The sequence below is a fragment of the Devosia sp. CN2-171 genome (assembly GCF_049354815.1).
Classification (GTDB): domain Bacteria; phylum Pseudomonadota; class Alphaproteobacteria; order Rhizobiales; family Devosiaceae; genus Devosia_A.
Genome location: NZ_CP186479.1, coordinates 1254681 through 1272879, shown reverse-complemented (window position 1 = coordinate 1272879; position 18199 = coordinate 1254681). Strand labels below are relative to the sequence as shown.

17 protein-coding genes are annotated in these 18199 nt (G+C 63.6%); 10 read left to right on the top strand and 7 right to left on the bottom strand.

From position 1 onward, the window contains the following. Positions 1–13: 13 nt before the first annotated feature. Complete coding sequence (locus ACOYW5_RS06415) at positions 14–1165, bottom strand: glycosyltransferase (RefSeq protein ID WP_423068420.1); 1152 nt, start codon at positions 1163–1165, stop codon at positions 14–16. Between the two features lie 306 nt (positions 1166–1471). Between ACOYW5_RS06415 and ACOYW5_RS06410 the strand changes: the two genes are divergently transcribed. From ACOYW5_RS06410 to ACOYW5_RS06365, 10 genes are read left to right on the top strand one after another with little or no spacing between them, the layout of a single operon-like run. After that, positions 1472–2587 (top strand): glycosyltransferase family 2 protein, encoded by a 1116-nt coding sequence (locus tag ACOYW5_RS06410; RefSeq protein WP_423068419.1) that lies wholly within the window; start codon positions 1472–1474, stop codon positions 2585–2587. A 2-nt stretch (positions 2588–2589) separates the two neighbouring features. Beyond that, complete coding sequence (locus tag ACOYW5_RS06405; RefSeq protein ID WP_423068418.1) at positions 2590–3564, top strand: NAD-dependent epimerase/dehydratase family protein; 975 nt, start codon at positions 2590–2592, stop codon at positions 3562–3564. Positions 3565–3569: 5 nt separating this feature from the next. Then, positions 3570–5186 carry a glycosyltransferase gene (locus ACOYW5_RS06400; RefSeq protein ID WP_423069414.1) on the top strand — a complete coding sequence of 539 codons (1617 nt, stop codon included), beginning with the start codon at positions 3570–3572 and terminating at the stop codon, positions 5184–5186. Further along, positions 5183–6151 (top strand): polysaccharide deacetylase family protein, encoded by a 969-nt coding sequence (locus ACOYW5_RS06395; RefSeq protein ID WP_423068417.1) that lies wholly within the window; start codon positions 5183–5185, stop codon positions 6149–6151. The genes ACOYW5_RS06400 and ACOYW5_RS06395 overlap by 4 nt, the downstream gene beginning before the upstream one ends. Further along, positions 6144–7025: a glycosyltransferase family 2 protein gene (locus tag ACOYW5_RS06390; RefSeq protein WP_423068416.1), complete on the top strand. Its 882-nt coding sequence runs from the start codon at positions 6144–6146 to the stop codon at positions 7023–7025. The genes ACOYW5_RS06395 and ACOYW5_RS06390 overlap by 8 nt, the downstream gene beginning before the upstream one ends. Beyond that, on the top strand, positions 7013–7957 hold the full coding sequence (locus tag ACOYW5_RS06385) for a glycosyltransferase family 2 protein (protein WP_423068415.1): 945 nt from the start codon (positions 7013–7015) through the stop codon (positions 7955–7957). Before ACOYW5_RS06390 ends, ACOYW5_RS06385 begins: the two co-directional genes overlap by 13 nt. Continuing rightward, positions 7957–8898, top strand: a complete 942-nt coding sequence (locus ACOYW5_RS06380; protein ID WP_423068414.1) for a glycosyltransferase — start codon at positions 7957–7959, stop codon at positions 8896–8898. The genes ACOYW5_RS06385 and ACOYW5_RS06380 overlap by 1 nt, the downstream gene beginning before the upstream one ends. A 29-nt stretch (positions 8899–8927) precedes the next feature. Continuing rightward, positions 8928–9878 (top strand): glycosyltransferase family 2 protein, encoded by a 951-nt coding sequence (locus ACOYW5_RS06375; protein ID WP_423068413.1) that lies wholly within the window; start codon positions 8928–8930, stop codon positions 9876–9878. Positions 9879–9922: 44 nt separating this feature from the next. Then, positions 9923–11104, top strand: a complete 1182-nt coding sequence (locus ACOYW5_RS06370; protein WP_423068412.1) for an ABC transporter ATP-binding protein — start codon at positions 9923–9925, stop codon at positions 11102–11104. A 56-nt stretch (positions 11105–11160) separates the two neighbouring features. Further along, entirely contained in the window at positions 11161–12015 is an 855-nt protein-coding gene (locus ACOYW5_RS06365) for an ABC transporter permease (RefSeq protein ID WP_423068411.1), read from the top strand. A 585-nt stretch (positions 12016–12600) separates the two neighbouring features. On the opposite strand, the gene ACOYW5_RS06360 is transcribed toward ACOYW5_RS06365, so the two are convergent. The 6 genes from ACOYW5_RS06360 to ACOYW5_RS06335 form a co-directional block, all read right to left on the bottom strand. Further along, a complete protein-coding gene (locus ACOYW5_RS06360; RefSeq protein ID WP_423068410.1) occupies positions 12601–13902 on the bottom strand; it encodes an NtaA/DmoA family FMN-dependent monooxygenase in 1302 nt (433 codons plus the stop codon). Positions 13903–13976: 74 nt separating this feature from the next. Continuing rightward, positions 13977–14765 carry a DUF1684 domain-containing protein gene (locus tag ACOYW5_RS06355; RefSeq protein ID WP_423068409.1) on the bottom strand — a complete coding sequence of 263 codons (789 nt, stop codon included), beginning with the start codon at positions 14763–14765 and terminating at the stop codon, positions 13977–13979. Between the two features lie 20 nt (positions 14766–14785). After that, positions 14786–15532, bottom strand: a complete 747-nt coding sequence (locus ACOYW5_RS06350; RefSeq protein ID WP_423068408.1) for an ABC transporter ATP-binding protein — start codon at positions 15530–15532, stop codon at positions 14786–14788. After that, positions 15529–16338: an ATP-binding cassette domain-containing protein gene (locus ACOYW5_RS06345; RefSeq protein WP_423068407.1), complete on the bottom strand. Its 810-nt coding sequence runs from the start codon at positions 16336–16338 to the stop codon at positions 15529–15531. Before ACOYW5_RS06345 ends, ACOYW5_RS06350 begins: the two co-directional genes overlap by 4 nt. Continuing rightward, on the bottom strand, positions 16335–17183 hold the full coding sequence (locus ACOYW5_RS06340) for an ABC transporter permease (protein WP_423068406.1): 849 nt from the start codon (positions 17181–17183) through the stop codon (positions 16335–16337). Before ACOYW5_RS06340 ends, ACOYW5_RS06345 begins: the two co-directional genes overlap by 4 nt. Next, positions 17180–18136, bottom strand: coding sequence for an ABC transporter permease (locus tag ACOYW5_RS06335; protein ID WP_423069413.1), 957 nt, complete (start codon positions 18134–18136; stop codon positions 17180–17182). The genes ACOYW5_RS06340 and ACOYW5_RS06335 overlap by 4 nt, the downstream gene beginning before the upstream one ends. Between the last annotated feature and the right edge of the window lie 63 nt (positions 18137–18199).

Below are 18199 nucleotides of genomic sequence, written 5' to 3'. Positions count from 1 at the left end.
GCGGCCGGGGGTGTCAGGACTGGCCGTCGGCTGCGCCGGCGGCCGATCGGCTCGTCGGCGCCGCCGACCAGGTTTGATAGCGCTTGCCGCGCAGGGACTCGACCACGCCCCATGAGGTAGCGAGCATCATCTCGAGCCCGTGCGCCACTGAAGTAAGCGGGCCGAGCGGACGCCATCTCGCGACGAGCAGGACGGCGGCACCCAGGACGAGCAGGGCGAGCAGCCAAGTCTGCTGCGACGAGAGGCTCCAGAGGGCGAGGAAGACTGTGGCGAGGACCAGCCAGAAGCCGCTGAGCCAGCGCAGCAGTTTGTGCGAGACGTAGCAGAACACGAAACTGGCCGGCATCCGCCAAATCTGGGGCGAGAGCAGCCGGTGACAGTTGAAGGCGCGGCAGGCGATGCGGACCTTGCGGCGAAACTCTTCGGCGTTGCGCGTCGTGGAGCGTTCAGTGGCGCTGAAATCCAGCGCCTGGACGATGCGGTGACCGGCGAGTGCGATCGACATCGACGTGAACATGTCGTCGATAATGTCGGACGGCACGGTACGGAAAAGCTTGGTGCGGATCGCAAACAGCGCCCCATCGGCTCCCATGGCCGATCCGATCTGCGTTTCGAGGTGCTTGAGGCGCTCTTCGCCGCGCCAATACTGCGCGCCCATCTCGGCGACGTTGCCCTCCTGCGTATTGGTATAGTTCAGGTTCCCGCAGACGCACCCGACGCTGGGGTCGGCGAAATAGCCCCACAGGCTGCCGAAGGTCGCCTCCGTGATCATCACATTTGCGTCAGTGAAAACCACGATGTCTCCGTCGCATCGTTCGAGAAGCGTGTTCATGCCTACGCTCTTGCCCTGCCGCTGGGTGGAGATCACGGCATCGATCCGGTCGCCGAAGGACTTCAGGATGCTGGCGGTCCCATCGGAGCTGCCGTCGGAGTAGACGTGGATACGGATGTCCGGGTACGCGGCCGCGATGCGGAGGCAGTTCTCGACCTTTTCGCCGATGCACACCTCTTCATTGTAGGCACAGATCACGATGTCGGTGCGAAGGGACAGGTTTGCCGAGGTCTCCAGCGGCGGCCGGAGGGCCAGCATCGCCAAGGCCCTCAGGAGAAGCGGGTAGATAACGAACGGATAGACCAGGGCCAGCAGAAAGAGCAGGGCCGCCAACAGAAGCAGTGTGGTCATGTACGAGGGTATCCGATGATCGTGAACTAGCCGGCAGTGCCGGGAGGGCTGCAGCAAGACTCTCGTGCCGCCTGTTGATGACAGCGGCGCTCGGCAGGCACGGCCGACCGTCTGTCCGTGGCCGGCCGGCTACTATTGGCTCCCGATGGGTATTCTTGCAAGCGCGCCACAAAGAAGGATTCCTTCAGGCTTGCGGGTTAAGCTTGACGCCTAGTCGTCCTTGCCCTGCGGCGGTAGTAGGCCTAATCTTCCGTGGGGCGGCACGTATAAAAGAACGCACAGCGAGCAGTGCAGGGAAAAGTGCCAGTCGTATCGGTCGTAATTCCGGCGTATAATGCCAGCCGCTGGATAGCGAAGACTGTCGCTTGCGTTCAATCGCAGACGATAGAGGACATCGAGATCATCGTCGTTGATGACGGGTCAACCGACGATACGTGGCGCATCGTGACTGAGCTGGCCGCGGCCGACCGCCGGATCGTCCCCGTTCAGCAGGCAAATGGCGGTGTGGCGCGGGCGCGGAACGCCGGCCTCGCACTGGTTCGCTCCCCATATGTAGCGCTGTTGGACGCCGATGACCTTTGGCATCCCACTCGCCTCGAAGCGCATCTCAAGGCGTTCGCCCAGAGCGATGATTCAGTGGGGATCGTCTACTCGCCTTACGTCAACATCGACGAGAACGACTACGTCATCTCCGGCGTGCGCCTGCCGCTTCTCGAGGGATGGGTCTTCGATCGGCACCTCTACTTCAATCCCGTCGCCAATGGCAGCGGCATAACCGCAAGGACAGCGGTGCTTCGCGAGGTCGGAGGGTACTCGTCGGCGCTCAGGGAGGCGGACGCACAAGGGTACGAGGACTGGCTGATCCAGCTCAAAGTCGCGGTCAAGTACCGTTTCAAGGTCGTTCCGGCCCCGCTCGTCGCATACCGCAAAGCACCGGGGAACATGACCGGCAACTTCCTCACCATGCGCCGATCAAATGGAGCCGCGATCTACGAGCTCGCCAATTACATCGACCCCAGTTGGCGGCCGCTGCTCTGGATACCGGCCGCCACGGCCGCCAGCTGGCAGGTCCTTGTTCAGGGCAAGGCGCATCGCTGGGGGTCTCTGGTCACGACGATGGTCAGTGAGACGGCCAGGGAGCCCCTCGTCATCATCGTGCTCCCCATCGTGCTTGTGAACTGGGTCACGAGGAAGGTCCGGGGCTGGCTTCGCAACACCTTCGGCGCGAAATCACCCTTCGACGGTGTGACGTTCGACCGTTTGACGCCGGCGATGCTCGAGTATCACCAGCCCACATTGGCAGCGAGGGCCTGGCTGGTCATTGCCGACTGGATGGGCCGGCTGGTGCGCGGGGGCGCAAGCCTGCCGGTTGCCACGAGCAAGCTTCAGAAGAAGGGGCATTGAGCATGGCGTCGGCACTTGTTGCAGGAGGGCTGGGATTCCTTGGGTCGCACCTGACCGAGGCCCTGCTGCACCGCACGGACCTGGAGAAGATTGTCGTGGTCGACAATCTCTGGACCGGATCCCGGGACAATGACGAATTCATGCGCGATCCCAGGGTGTCGATCGCCATATCCGACATCGAAGCGTTTCGCTCGGAACAGAGCTTCGACGAAGTTTATCACCTCGCATCCCCGGCAACGCCGGACAAATACTCCGTGCAACCGGCGCGTACTATTTCCGCAAACGTCATTGGCGCATTCCGGATGCGCGATCTCGTCAAGCCGGGCGGCCGGTTCTGCTATATTTCGACGTCGGAAGTGTATGGCGATCCACTGGTCTCGCCGCAGCCGGAATCCTATCGAGGTTCCGTCGACTGTACCGGACCTCGGGCATCGTACGATGAATCGAAGCGTTGTACCGAGGCGTTCCTGTTCGAGTGCAATCGGACGGAGGGTTTGGATGTCCGGGTGGTCCGGCTGTACAACGCCTATGGGCCGCGGACGCGTTGGGACGATGGGCGGGCCGTCTCGAATTTCATCAGCCAGGCCTTGGCGGGCAAGCCCCTGACCGTCTTCGGCGATGGCCAGCAGTCTCGTAGCTGGGGATACGTCGACGACCTGATGGAGGGCATCGTCCGGCTCTTCTGGCGCGATCCGATTGACTATGTCGGGCCGGTCAATATCGGCAACGACCGTGAAGTGTCGGTGCTCGGGATCGCGGAATACGTCGCGAGCCTCGTCCCCGGGGCGAGGATCGAGTTCGCCCCTCCCGTGGCTCAGGACCCGACCAGCCGCAGGCCTGACCTCACGCTGGCGCGGCGCCTGTTGCCCGGATGGGACTGCAGGATCAGCTATGAAGAGGGGATCGGGCGGACGCTGGACTGGTTCGCCCAGCGCTACGGCCACCTTGCGCAGGCGCCCGCCGAGGCGCGATCTTGAACGTCATGCAGGTCGCGAGTCAGCAGAACACGGTGGTGGCACCGACTGTCGCGGTGGTCATCACCACCTTCAACCATGCTCGGTTTCTCGGGGAAGCGATCGACAGCGTGTTGGCGCAAACGCGCCCGGTCGATCACATCATCGTCGTCGACGACGGCTCGACTGATGACCCCCATCAGGTGGTGTCCGGCTATGCCGGGGTGACGTTCATCCGGCAAACCAACCAAGGCCTCTCTGCCGCCAGAAACACCGGGCTCAAGGCTGCTGGCGACGACTATGTGCTGTTTCTCGATGCCGATGACCGGTTGACCCCGCTTGCCGTTGAAACGCACCTGCGGAGCTTTGCGGAAAAGCCGCAGGCAGTGTTTGCCTACGGTGCCTACCGCTTCATCGATGCGGAGGGGCATGAGACCGTATTGGTGCCGCTGCAGGACATTTCGCTGGATCCATTTGGCAGCCTCCTGGGCGGAAATCGCATTGGGATGCACGCGACCGTGCTTTATCGCCGGCAGGCACTCGTCGACGCCAAGGGCTTCGATACCTCCCTCAAGGCGGCGGAGGATTACGACACCTACCTGCGTATCAGCCGTGCCAGCGAGGTGGCCGTTGCTGATGAGATCGTGGCTGAGTATCGGCGGCATGGGGCGAACATGTCGCTGAATGCGCCCTTCATGCTCGACGCGGTGCTGAAGGTCCTTGGCCGGTACAAGCCGCCGGTGGACGAGGATGAGGCGCTCGCGCTGTGGACTGCTGGAACGAGACAGTGGTCAGAATTCTACGTTGGTCAAAGCGTCTATCGAATCCGCGACGCCTTTGGCGGCGATCGGTTCTGGGCCGCATGCCGGCAGAGCGCCGGCCTGATCGCGACCCATCCATTGGCGGCGGCCCGCTGGGGCGTTGCGACACTGACGGATAAGGTCAAACCTGCCCTGAGTCCTCTGCGGAAGAGGCTGAGGGCTATCCTCGCAGGGCCGTCTGGTATTGGACGGGTGCGCATGGGCCAGCTCCGCCGCACCACGCCAATCAACGACAATTTCGGCTACAATCGCGGCAAGCCTGTCGACCGCCATTACGTAGAACAGTTCCTCGCGACCCACTGTGCAGACATAGCGGGCGATGTCCTCGAGATCGGGGATAGCTCATACACGCGCCGATATGGCGGCAGTGCGGTGTCGAGGGCATTCGTGTTCAACCGCTACCGGGGTGCGGGAACCGACTTCGTGGGCGACATCGCAGGGGAGCACGATTTACCGGAGGCCTCGTTCGATTGCATCGTGCTGACCCAGACCCTCCACCTGGTCTATGAAATGCCGAAGGCCGTAAACACGCTCTGGCGGGCATTGCGCCCCGGCGGCGTGCTGCTTGTGACGGTTCCCTGGGTCACCCCTATAGATCGCCGTGAGTGGGGTAGCAGTTGGTACTGGTCGCTCACGCCGGCCGCCCTCCGACGTCTGCTCTCCGACGCTTTCGGGGAAAGGGCGGTGCAGGTGGAAAGCTACGGAAATACCCTCGTGGCGACGGCATTCCTCTATGGCCTCGCGGAGCACGAGCTGAGCCAGGCCGAGTACGATGCCCACGATCCGTATTGTCCCGTGATCGTGGCGGGACGTGCAGTGAAGTGATCAACATCCGATCACGCCTGGCAAGTGGTGTTCGCCGCGTGCAACGAGCGTTCGGGATCATTCATCCTGCCATCCTCATGTACCACCGGGTTGCCGAGCCCATCGCCGATCCGGGCCGGCTCGCGGTAAGCCCAGATAACTTCGAACAGCAACTGCTCCTGCTGCGAGAGCATGCCACGGTCGTACCGCTGTCTTTTCTGGCCGAGCGCCACGAACGGGGTGTTTCGAGTCGGGGCATGGTCGCCATCACATTCGATGACGGGTATCCCGATGTGCTGGAAGTGGCGCTGCCGCTGCTGCAAAAGCATCAGTATCCGGCGACGGTATTTCTCCCAACCGACTACATGATGGACCAGCGGCCGTTCTGGTGGGACGTCCTGGCCCATGTATTTCTGGAACTGGCCGACCTGCCACAGGAGCTTGATCTCGAGTTTGAGGGACGACGGCATCAATTCACATTGAACTCGCCGGATGCTCGGCGCGCCGCTCACGGCCAGATCTGGGCCGCCCTAAGGCTCAGCGATGAGCCTCCGCGCCGCGAAGCGATCGCCAGGATCGAGGAATGGGCTGCCCTGAGCGATCTCCAGTGGAACTCCGCCCACCGATGCATCACCGCGGACGAAGCTATGAGGGCTCACCAGCCAGGATTCTTCGACATCGGTGCACACACGAAGTCGCATCCGAGCTTGCCGACGCTCCCTCCGCACCGGCAGCGCGAGGAGATAGCAGGCGGGGTTTCCATCCTCAGGGAAATGCTTGGGGGCGATGTGAGCAGCTTCGCCTATCCCTATGGTGACTACGACAAGCAGGTTGTCGATATCGTCAGGGCTGCCGGCATCCGATACGCCTGCACGACACACCACCGCAGGATTGGACGTCGAGCTGCGCCACTGGAATTGCCCAGGCTCAATGTGACGAACCTGAACGTGTCCCGCTTCAGGAGCAAGATACTGGCCCATGGCTGACGTTCCGCCGTTAGTTAGCGTCGTCATGATCTGCTACAACGGACAGGCATTCATTGCGGCTGCAATCGAGAGCGTGTTGTCTCAGACATTCCAATCCTGGGAGCTGGTCGTCGCGGACGACGGATCGACCGACGCAAGCCGAGAGATTGTTGAGGAATACTGCTCTGAGCATCCCGACCGTATCCGGTTGGTCCGCCATCCCGACGCGAAAAATCACGGCATGAGCGCGACGAGAAATCTCGGAGCGAACTCGTCGCGCGGCGAATACCTGGCCTTTCTCGATTGCGACGATGTGTGGCTTCCCGAGAAACTGGCGGAACAGGTTGCCGTACTGGGTCAGTATCCCGCGGCGGGCATGGTCTATGGACGTACCCTGATCTGGCACTCGTGGAATGCGAAGGCAGGGTCCGAGGACTTCTTCTATGATCTGGGAGTCCCCCCCGGACAGCTATATGCGCCGCCGTCCCTGCTGCTCGTGCTGCTGAAGAACGCCGCCCAGACGCCGACGACGTGCAACGCTATTGTCCGTCGCAGCATATTTGACCGGGTAGGGGGGTTCGAGCCCTCATTCAGGGGTATGTTCGAGGATCAGGTGTTCTTCGGGAAAGTGCTGCTGGAAACGCCGACCTATGTCGCCGATCAGTGCTGGGCCAAGTACCGCCAGCATTCCACCAGCCACTCTGCGATGTCTGCACAGGGCAACGCCGATTGGCGGTCGCGCCTGCGGTTTCTGACTTGGTTCGGCCGTTACGTGCTGCGGACCTCTGCCGGCCGCCTCGAAGTATTGGCGGCTGTTGCCAGAGAGGTCGCGGTGTCGGTGCTCCGACAGGCAAAGCGGTCAGTCAAAGGGGGGGCGCGCAAATGGCTCGCGTAAGTGTCGTCGTTCCCTTTCATAATGCCGAGCAGTACCTGGCTGAGGCCATCGCCAGCGTGCGCGCCCAGACCTTTGAGGACTGGGAACTGCTTCTCGTCAACGATGCCTCGAGCGACACCAGTCCTCAAATCGCATTGGCCGCGTCGGTAGCCGACCCGCGCATCCGCCTCCTGACGGCAGGAGCCGGAACCCCGGTGCGCGCTGCCGCCGCCCGGAACTGCGGGATCGAAGCCGCATCAGGCGAGTTCGTGACGTTTCTCGACGCTGACGACCTGTATCTCCCCGAAAAGCTGGCTCGCGACATCGAGCTACTCGACCGCCATCCTGATGTCGCGATGGTCTACGGCCCTACCGAGTGGTTCTGGGACGACGCCAACTCCGCGTCGGTGAAGCGCGAGAACATGCGGCGCGAGGCTGGCGTAACCCACGACCCTGGTTCCCTGCTGTCGCCCGTGCTGCTGTGGAACGAGTGGCAGGTGCCGTGCACATGCAGCGTCGCCCTTCGCCGGGCCGACTTGCTGGCGGCAGGAGGCTTCGAGGAGCAGTTTGCCCTATACGAAGACCAGACCCTGTGGGCCAAGGTTTTCGCTAGCTTTGCGGTCTACGTCCACGGCGACACTCTGGCGCGCTATCGCCAGCACCCCCGTTCGTCCTCGGCGATGGCTGCCGCGGCCGGTCAGTATCAGTTCTCCGGGGCGCATCCGTCCCGGGCGAAATTCTTGGATTGGCTGGCTGGCTATCTTGCGCTGACGAGGCCCGGCGACGAGCGACTGGCCAAGGAAGTAGCTATGGTGTGCGCTCCCTACTTGCCCGGAGGACCGGCCCGCCTGGCTGGGATGGTCCGCTTCACCATCCGGAAGACCGGTAAGCGGCTGCAAAGGCGCGCCGATGGACTCTATCACCGTATCCGCGGCCGGAGGGCCAACGTCTGATGCAGCCAGCGAACCCAGACGATGTATTGGTGACAGCGCTCATCATTACCTACAACCACGAGCGCTACATCCGGGGGGCGATCGAAAGCGCCCTGATGCAGGAGACGACGTTCAAGGTCGAGATTCTGATCAGCGAAGATGCATCGACGGATGGCACGCGCCAGATCGTTCGCGACTACGCCGAGAAATACCCTGACCGCATCAGGACGATACTCTCGGAGGTCAACCTGAGGAGCAACAGAACCGTCGCGCGGGGGCTGGATGCCGCCAGGGGCCGGTTCGTATGCCTGCTCGATGGCGACGACCTCTGGACCAGTCGATCAAAGCTGCAAATGCAGGCCGACTACCTGCTGGCTCACCCGGAGACGGCAGCACATTTCCTCAATGCCACCATCATCCAGGGCGAGGAGGTCACCGATCGTCTGTGGACGCCGGTAAGCCAGCCGCGGCGGCTCGACATGGCGGCGATCTGGGAGGGGAACCCGTTTGCGACCGCCGGCGGGATGATGCGAACCGAACTCGTTCGAGGCGTGCCGGAATGGTATGATGGCTTCTTCCCTCGAACGGATTGGCCGCTCTACATCCTCTGCGCCATGTCGGGTTACCTCGATTTCGATCCCGAACCGGCAGCGCAGTACCGCCTGCACGGTGGCGGCCTCTACAGGCCGCTGGGGGAAACGGAGAAGTTTCGCAGCACAGACGCATTCTATCGGCGGATGGATGAGTGCCTCGAAGGGCGCTTCCGAAACGAGGCAAAGATCGGCAGCGCCAGGTTCTTCTTCGATTGGTCGGCCACGCACCTTGCCGCTGGACGGCTAGGTCTGGCCTGGGATGCATGGCGGCGCAGTCTGTGGGGCACGGGGATCAAAGGCGGCATCTCGCGCCGCCGATCCGCACGCCAGGCGCTGCGTTTGATCGGCGAGGGAGCACGGTTTTGGTAGGCTCCGGAGACTGGAAGTTCCGCAGCCCCGTGCCGGCCGTTGCCGCAGGCATCGCGCGCCCGGCGTGGTCGGTGATGATACCCATCCACAACGCGGCCAAGTTCCTTGGCCAGACGCTGCGGAGCGTCCTTGCACAGGATCAGGGCTCCGAACGCATGCAGATTGTTGTGGTTGACGACGCTTCCGATGCGGACGACCCGGAGGAGATCGTCAGTAGGGTGGGGGGCGGCCGAGTGCAGTTTGTGCGCCAGCCCAGGAACGTCGGGCTTATTGCCAACTTCCAGACGTGCCTCGAGCTTGCCAGCGGGGAGTTCGTGCACCAGCTGCATGGCGACGACTGGGTGGAGCCAGGCTTCTATGAAGCCATGGAGCGCGGCTTTCTCGCCGGCGCCGGCGCTGCCTTTTCCGCCAGTCGCTATGTCGACGACGACGGTATCGAGGTCGGTCGGACTCCCCCTCTTTTGTCCACTCCCGGTTTCCTGACCGAACCCTCGGCTCTGCTCGCCCGAGAGCAGGTGATCATGACCCCGTCCATGGCCGTGCGACGGTCGGTCTATGAGGCCCTGGGTGGGTTCGACAGACGGCTTGCCGCATGCGAGGACTGGGAAATGTGGGTGCGGATATCGTCTCAATTTGCCGTCTGGCACGATCCCAACTATCTCGCGTGCTATCGAATGCACAGGAACTCAAGCTCGGCAGCGAAGCTGCAGTCCGGCGCGGACATGGCATACGCGCGCCGCGTGATATCAATGATGGCAGAATATGTGCCTGCGGATGTCCGAGCTTCCGTGCAGCGAGACGCTCGGAGAACCTACGCCTATTCAGCGCTGGGAGTCGCGCGGCGAGAGCTAGCGGCTAATCGTGCTGCCGTGGCTCGGGCGCAGGCGCGTGAGGCAGTGCTCACCTACGCGACCCCGACAGTGCTAGCGAGGGCAGCCAGCATTGCCATCAAGTCTTTTTTGCGCGGTTTCCGGTCGTGACAAGAACGAGCCCCACTCCTGCCGGTGACGGTTACGCAATTCGAGTGCAGGGACTCGGGAAGCGCTACCGGCTGGGCACATCGGGGGACGCCCTGCCGACCTTGCGGGACAGCATATCGCGGCTCGGGCGCCGCGAGCCTCGTCCTGAGCGCGACGAGGGGTTCTGGGCACTTCGGGACATAAGCTTCGACGTGATGCCGGGCGAGGTCCTGGGCATCGTCGGCAACAATGGAGCGGGAAAGAGCACGCTCCTCAAGATCATGTCGAGGATCGTGGAGCCGACTGAGGGCAGCATCGTCGTCAGGGGGCGGCTCGGGGCGTTGCTGGAGGTTGGAACGGGCTTCCATCCAGAATTGACCGGGCGCGAGAACATCTATCTCAACGGCTCGATCCTGGGGATGTCGCACGCCAACGTGCGGGCGCGCCTTGATGAGATCGTCGACTTCTCGGGGGTAGGCAAATTCCTCGATACGCCGGTCAAGCGATATTCCAGCGGCATGCACCTGAGGCTGGCGTTCGCGGTGGCCGCATTCATTGACACCGATATCTTGATTGTCGATGAGGTCCTGGCCGTAGGCGACGTAGAATTCCAACGAAAGTGTATCGGCAAGATTGGGGATATCGCATCGAGCGGAAGGACGGTGCTGTTTGTAAGTCACCAGCTTGCTACGGTGCAGAGACTAACATCGCGCACGATACTCCTTCACCGTGGAGCGATAGTGGCAGATGGTCCTCCCGATCAGGTTATTGCGAGATACCTCAAGGACATGGACGCCAGCGCCGATCTTGCTCTGCCGCAGAATCGAGTTGGACGCGGAGCGGTCCGCATAAACTCGGCAACGGTGGTGTCTGAGGATGGAGTAGCCATTGTTGGTCGCCCCGCAGCGCTGAGGTTTGGCGTGGTCGGTGAGGAAAGCGCGTATTGCGCTTTCACCATTTACGACGAGTGGGGACAGGCGGTGGTGTCGCTCGATTCTGAGGAGCACGTCGTCGGTGACGAACTGGGATCATATTTCGAGTGCCATTTCCCGGAGCTCCTGCTCCGCCCCGGGCGGTACAGAGTGCATGCCGGCCTCTACTCGCCTGGCGGTGTGGTCGAGGACCACATCGAGGGCGCGCTGGTGTTCGACGTTCACGAAGGCGCGTTCCAGGGGCGCTCGGTTTCGGCCTTGCGGGGACAGGGTCCCGTGACGTTTCCTCACCACTGGGTCCGTCCCGGGGCCTAGATGCTAACTTTCGGCACCACACCATCGGGTTGGCTCGTTTCAGGGACAGTTCACTGATGTCGACCGTCGACCATCCGCCTGAAGCCAAGCCGCGGCAGTTGCACGAGATCACGATTGCTCGTCGCCGTCGCGCGTTCCCGGATCTGATTGAACTCTGGCAGCACCGCGAGATTGTCTATTTTCTGGCCCTGCGCGACATCACCGTCAGGTATCGCCAGGCGGTGCTCGGAATCCTATGGGTGGTCATCCAGCCCCTGGTATCGATGGGGGTGTTCACCCTCGTCTTCGACAACGTCGGAGGAATAACCACGGGCACTACGCCCTATCCGTTGTTCGTCCTGGCTGGATTGGTGCCCTGGTCGTTCTTTGCGAGATCCGTGACCGGAATGACGGGCAGCCTCACATCGAATGCCGCGCTGGTGGGCAAGGTGTACTTTTCGCGGCTTGCCATTCCGCTAGCGGTGATTATGGGCGCCGGCGTCGATCTGGCGGTCGGTTGTGTCGTCCTCTTCGCAGCCATCCTTATCAGCGGTCAGCCCATTTCGCCTGCGATAGCGGTGCTGCCGGTGTTCCTGGCGCTGTTGGCTATAGGCACGACCGGGGTGGGACTCCTGATGGCGGCAACCAACGTGCGGTTCAGGGATGTTGGGCACATGGTGCCGTTTGCCCTCCAGACCTTGTTGTTTCTCACACCGGTCATATACCCCGCGAGTCTGCTGCCCTCGGTCCTCCAGCCCTTCGCCGCGCTCAACCCGATGTTCGGCGTTGTCGAGGGGATGCGCTGGTCGGTGCTCGGAATCGTTCCTGATTGGTCCGGCGTCGCGATATCGGCCATATCGGCCGTTGTGTTTGTTGTAGCTGGGCTTTTCGTCTTCGCCCGGGTGGAACGGACGTTCGCCGACATCGTCTAGCGAAGCCGCCGACCTCGCCCGCCCAGTCCGCATGGAGTGATAACGCTACCGTGACGCGACGCTAACGGCCCATGGGTATGCTGGCACCGTTACAACTTCCGGGATTACGTAGATGTTGGTGCCTCCGAACAGAGAGTATCGACTGCAGCGCTTGCCGAGCGTCAGAGGGTGGATCTGGCTCGGTACGACGGCAATGCTGTTCCTGTCATGGGGCCTGCTGGCGGCCTTCGTCTTCGGCTAATAGGCCGAGCAAGTCGCCTTCACGCGGTCGAATTTGTGCGTCCCTGCCAGGGCCTTGGCGGGGCCATCGGCGTTTTGCCCGTCTTGACACGTCAAGAGCGGTGGATGGAAACCAGCCCTTAAGGGGTTGTGTTGGAGTCTTGGCAATCAAACAGAGCCACGGTGGCCTATGCCCGACCAGTCAGGATCGATAGCACAGCTTTCGTTGCCGAGCGCTCGCGGCTGGGCTTGGCTGTTTGCGGTCGTCGGCTGCTTGGGCGTGTGGGTACTGACGTTACTGTCACTCGTTTCCTGACGTCGCCCGGCCGTCGCTGATCTGCGCCGGAGCCGTCGTTCGCGCAGTAGCTAGGCGGGCAAGGGTAGTCCGAACCGCTGCCGCAGTGTGTCGCCCGCGTACCCCCGCCTGAACACGCCGCGCTCCTGCAGAATGGGGACGACCTTGTTGACGAAGAGCTGGATGTCGTCGGGTGCCCGCGGCGGCTGGACTACCCATCCATCCACGCTGCCATCCTGCCAGAAATCAATCAGGCCATCGGCGATATCCTCCGCTGTGCCGAGCAGGAGTCGGTGGTGGTACTCGGTGCGCCGCACCGCCTGACGCGCGGTGACCCGTTCGTATTTGATCAAGTCGGTGAGCCCCATCTGCATGCCCACCGACGCGCCGCGGCTCTGCTTGGGCACGAAGTCCTCCGGCGTCAGCACGGCATCCGGGTCGAACGTATCGGCATCGAGCCCGTTCTCAGCCACGAAGCGCTTCAGCAGCCCGTCCTCGGAGCCCGTGCCGCTCCATAGCTCGTGCTTGCGCAGCGCCTCGTCGCGGCTGTCGGCGATGATCGGAACGACGCCCGGCAGGATGCGAATCGATGCGGGGTCGCGCCCGATGTCGGCGGCCTTGTCGCGAATCTTGCGGCCGAACTCTCGTGCGGCTTCGCGAGTCAGCATCGAGCAGTAGACGAGCTCGGCGTGGCGAGCCGCAAGCTCGATACCGCTGTCCGATCCGCCCGCTTGCGCCAGTACGGGATATCCCTGTGGGCCGCGCGGCACGTTGAGTGGTCCACGTACGACCTGATAGGCGCCCTTATAGTTGATCGACTTGGCTGTTTCAGGGTTCCAGTAGAGGTCGTCGGGGACTTCGGCGCGACGCGGGTCCCAACTGTTCCAGAGCCCCTTGCACACCTCGATGAACTCGGTGGCGCGCGCATAGCGCTCCTCGCGCGGCGGCAGCGGGTCGGCACTGTAGTTCGCAGCCGACAGTGGGTTGAACGTCGAGACGACATTGAGCCCGAGCCGGCCGCCGGACAGGAGGTCCGCCGACTGCGTGCTGCGCGCCAGATTGTAGGGCAAGTTGTAGGTCGTCGAGACCGTGGCGATAGCACCGATATCCGGCACCTGCGCGAGGATCGCAGTCGACAGGGTCAGCGGATCGAGCGTGTGGAAGGGCCGGCCCTTAGGCTCGACGCTGAGCGCCGGATTGTCGGAGAGGAACACGGCATCGAACCGGCCGCGATGGGCGAGGTGTGCCAGCTGCTGGTAATAGGCGAGGTCGAAGATGTCCGTCTTCGTGCCGGTTCGATACGGCCAGGCATAGGTGAGGTAGCCGGTCGTATTGAAGCCGATGCAGAGGTTGAGCTGACGTTTGGTGGACATGTTCTTTCGGCCGCCCGCTGCGCCAATTCGCAGTGGGCGGAGTAGGCCCCAGCGACGGGGCTCGGGCAATCCCCTCAGGGCATTTCCACCCGCTTCTCACCGGCTTCGATGCGGAAAGGCAGCACGTTCTGCGGTGGGGGGAGTGGGCAGACGGCATGTTCTGTGAAGGCGCAGGGCGGGTTGATGGCCTTGTTGAAGTCGAGGACGATGGTGCTGTCCGTGACGTCCTCGCCATAAACAAAGCGGCAGGCGCCGTAGGTCGAGTCCTTTGAGGTGAGATCGCGGATGACGAATTGTGGTGCGGCGGGCGTGCCGTGGGTGGCGATCAGCTCGTAGGTTTTGCCCTCGTGGGTGAACACGGCCTTGTGCGTCGCGACCACGTCGGTGGGGATGTTGTGCGAGGTGTTGACCGTCAGTTCCTGCTCGAACGGCACCCAGTCGGCGACGATCCGCCACGAGGGCTCGGCGGGGAAATACTCGATGCCGGGGAAGTTCGACGGGCCGTCCGATAGCTTGTCGCGGACGCGGAGCGCGTTCTCGCCGTTCATCGTCGTGACCTCCAGCAGCAAGCTATCGACGTCGAATTGAGGCGGCTTGTTCTTGCTGAGCGCAAGGCGCTTTGGCGCGCCGCCATCGGCAGGGGTGAAGGTGACGCCGGTCTCGTCCTCGGTGACCGTGCCCACATGGGCTGGGCCGGCCGTGAGTACGATGTCGTTGTCGGTGGCAGTTCCCACGGTGACCGAACCCAACTCGAGCCAGTAGCGCCCGATAATGTTGAGCCAGCCGTTCGGCGCCTTGAGATTGGTCAGGCGGCGCAGTTTCCAAGCGTCGAGCGAGGCGAGGTAGTCCGTCGGGGTCGTCATGGAGTCGGTCCTTGGATGGGTCAGGCGGGCATGCGCGGCACGCTGGCGAGCAGAGCCTGCGTGTAGGGATGTTGGGGCGCGTCGAGGATTTTGCGAGTGGGGCCGGCTTCGACGATGCGGCCCTGGTCGAGGATGACGATCTCGTCGCAGAGCGCGGCGACGACGCCGAGATCGTGCGAGACGAACACCAGCGTCATATCGGCGGCGAGCCGTTTCAGCAGTTCGACGATGCGGATGCGGGTCGATAGGTCGAGCGCGCTGACCGCTTCGTCGGCGAGCAGCAGTTTTGGCTGGGCGACGATGGCGCGGGCGATGGCGATGCGCTGGCGCTGGCCGCCCGAGAACTCGTGTGGATAGCGCTGGAGGATGCTGGCATCGAGCCCTACAGAGTCGAGCGCCGCGGAGACCAGAGCGCGCCGATCGCCGGTGATGCCGAGGGAGCGGAGGGGCTCGGAGATGATGGAGAGGACGTTCTGGCGCGGATCGAGCGAGGAGTAGGGATCCTGGAACACTGCCTGCACCTGCCGGCGGTAGCCGCGCATGAAGCCGGCGTTCCGCGGATCGAGCACGGCACCGTCGAAGTGGATTGTGCCGCTGTCCGGTCGTGCCAGGCCGAGGAGCAGTCGCAGCACGGTGGTCTTGCCCGAGCCGGACTCGCCCACGAGGCCGACGCTAGCGCCGGGCTTCACTGTGAACGACACGCAGTCCAGCACCTGCCGTCCGCGTGCGTAGCCGAAGGTGACATTGTCGACCGAGATAAGGCTCACGCTGCCCCTCCCAGTGCTACGTCGAGGGAGCGGGCGGCAGCGACGAGCGACTTCGTGTAGTCGTGCTGTGGGGTTGCGAACACGGTCTTGACCGGACCTTGCTCGACCGTCTCGCCGCGGCGGAGGACGATCACCCGGTCGACGAGCCCGGCAACCACGGGCAGGTCGTGGCTGATGAAGAGAAGGGCCATGTTCCGTTCGCGGACAAGGCTGTCGAGCAACTTGATGATTTCGGCCTGCGTCGTGACGTCGAGGGCGGTGGTGGGTTCGTCGGCGATCAGCAACTGCGGGCGGCAGGCGATGGCGATGGCGATGGCGACGCGCTGGCGTTGGCCGCCGGAGATTTCGTGGGGGTAGGCGCGAGCGATCCGCTCTGGCTGAGGCAGGGCGACCTGCTCGAGCAGGTCGATCACGGCGCGGTCGAGGGCAGTGCCGCTGAGGTCTGTTCCATCGCGCCGGGAACGGCGCTTGAGCGGCTCGGCGACCTGGCGGTCGAGGCGCATCAATGGATCGAGCGCTGTAAGCGGTTCCTGGAAAACGACGGCGGAAACCGTGCCGCGCAACATGTTCAGGGCATGATCTGATGCCCCGATCACCTGGGTGCCGTCGAGGCGAACGGAGCCGCTGGCGGTGATCGATCTCGGCAGCAAACCGGTTGCGGCCATGGCCGTAAGCGACTTGCCCGAGCCGGACTCGCCGATCAGGCCGAGGCGTTCGCCCGGTGCGATAGTGAGCGACAGGTTCAAGACGAGGGGCGTCGCGGCGGCGGAGAGGGTCAGCCCGTTGATGTCGAGAAGGTCGGTCATCGCAACACCCTCCTCGTCGGGTCCGCGATGTCGCGCAGACCGTCGGCCAGCAGGTTGACGCCGATCACGAGCGACACCAGCGCGATGCCGGGGGCGATGGCGCCGATTGGTGCGGTATAGACCGTGCCCTGCGCCTCCTGCAGCAACCGTCCCCATGAAGCGTTCGGCGGTGGCGCGCCGAGGCCGAGATAGGAGAGCGAAGCTTCCGCGATCACCGCGAGCCCGAACTGCAGGGCGAAATTGACAGAGAGGGTCGGCCAGATGTTTGGCAGGACATGGCCGAAGACGATCCCGGGCCACGACGTCCCGGAGGTTCGGGCGGCGGTGATGTAGTCCATCAGCAGCACGCGCTTGGCGAGGATACGGGTCAGCCGCGCGACGATTGCCGAGAGGGCGATGCCGAGCGCGAGGACCGCTGTGCCGAGGCTGGCGCTATCGCTGGCGGCGACGACCAGCATGGCGATGAGCAGGGTGGGAAAGGCGATGAGGATGTCGAGCGTCGCCGCCAGCGCGTCATCGAGCAGCTTGGTGGCAAAGGCCGCCAGAACGCCGAGCGTCACGCCGATGGCTGCGCCGATCGCCACGGCGCTGATGCCCACGATCAGCGCAATGCGCGAGCCGATCATGATCTGGGTGAAGAAGTCGCGTCCCAGCCGGTCGGTACCGGCCCAATGGGCGAACGATGGCGGTTCCAGCCGCCCACCGGCCATGGCGGCGGGATCGTATGGCGTCCAGACGAGGGTCAGGAGGGCGACGACGACGTGGAGGCTGACGAGGATCGCCCCCACCCACAGGCTCAGCGAATGGTCGCGCCGCAGCGGTGCTGCCTGTTCGAGCGTGGTCACGATTGGCTGCGCCCCCTCAGCCGCGGGTCGACCAGCCGCTGCAGCAGGTCGGCGGCGAAGCCGATCAGCAGGACCAGCAGGGTGGAGATGAACAGCACGCCCTGCACGTTGGGATAGTCGCGCTGCTGGATGGCGAGGAGCAGCATCGAACCGAGACCGGGCAGAGCGAAGACCTTCTCCACCACGACAGCGCCGAGGAAGGTCGTCGCCAGTTCGATGCCGAGAATCGAGATCACCGGGACTGCGCCGTTGCGGATCCCGTGCCGGATCAGCGCCTCGGGGAAGCTGGAACCGTGCGCTCGCGCGGTTCGGATGAAATCGCTGCCGATCACGTCCTGCGTCGCCGAACGGACGTATCGCAGCAGCGATGCAGCGATCACCAGCGCCACCGTGAGCACCGGCAGGACCATGGCGGTCGCCGCCTCGCCGAAATTGGCCCAACCCTTCAGCGGGAATCCGCCGGAAGGGAATATCCGGAGGTTGATGGCAAAGATGGTGACGATGAGGATACCCAGCCAGAACACCGGTATGGCGATGCCAAGCTGGCTGACCACCGAGATGGCGGCCCCGTACCACTTGTCGGACTTCACGGCCGACACGATACCGAGCGGCACTGCGAGGACGATGGCGAGGATGAAGCCGAGGATGGCCAGCGGCAGCGTGACGCTCATCCGGTTGCCGATCTCGTCGAGCACCCCCGCCTTGCTGACGAAGGACTGGCCGAGGTCGAAGCGGACGAGGTTGCCAATGAAGCTGGCGAACTGCATCCACAGTGGCTGATCGGATCCGACCTGCGCCCGCGCTGCGGCGATCTGCTGTTCCGTCGCCCCGACGCCGAGCAGGGCGTTGGCTGGGTCGCCCGGCAGGAGACGCAGGAGTACGAACAGCACGACCGCCGCGATCAGCAGCGACAGCAGCAGGATGGCGAAGCGCCGGAGGAGGTAGGTGAGAATGGTGGCAGGCTTTCGGAAAGCAACGGTCGCCGCACTCTATCGCGCGGCGCCCGCATCGTCATG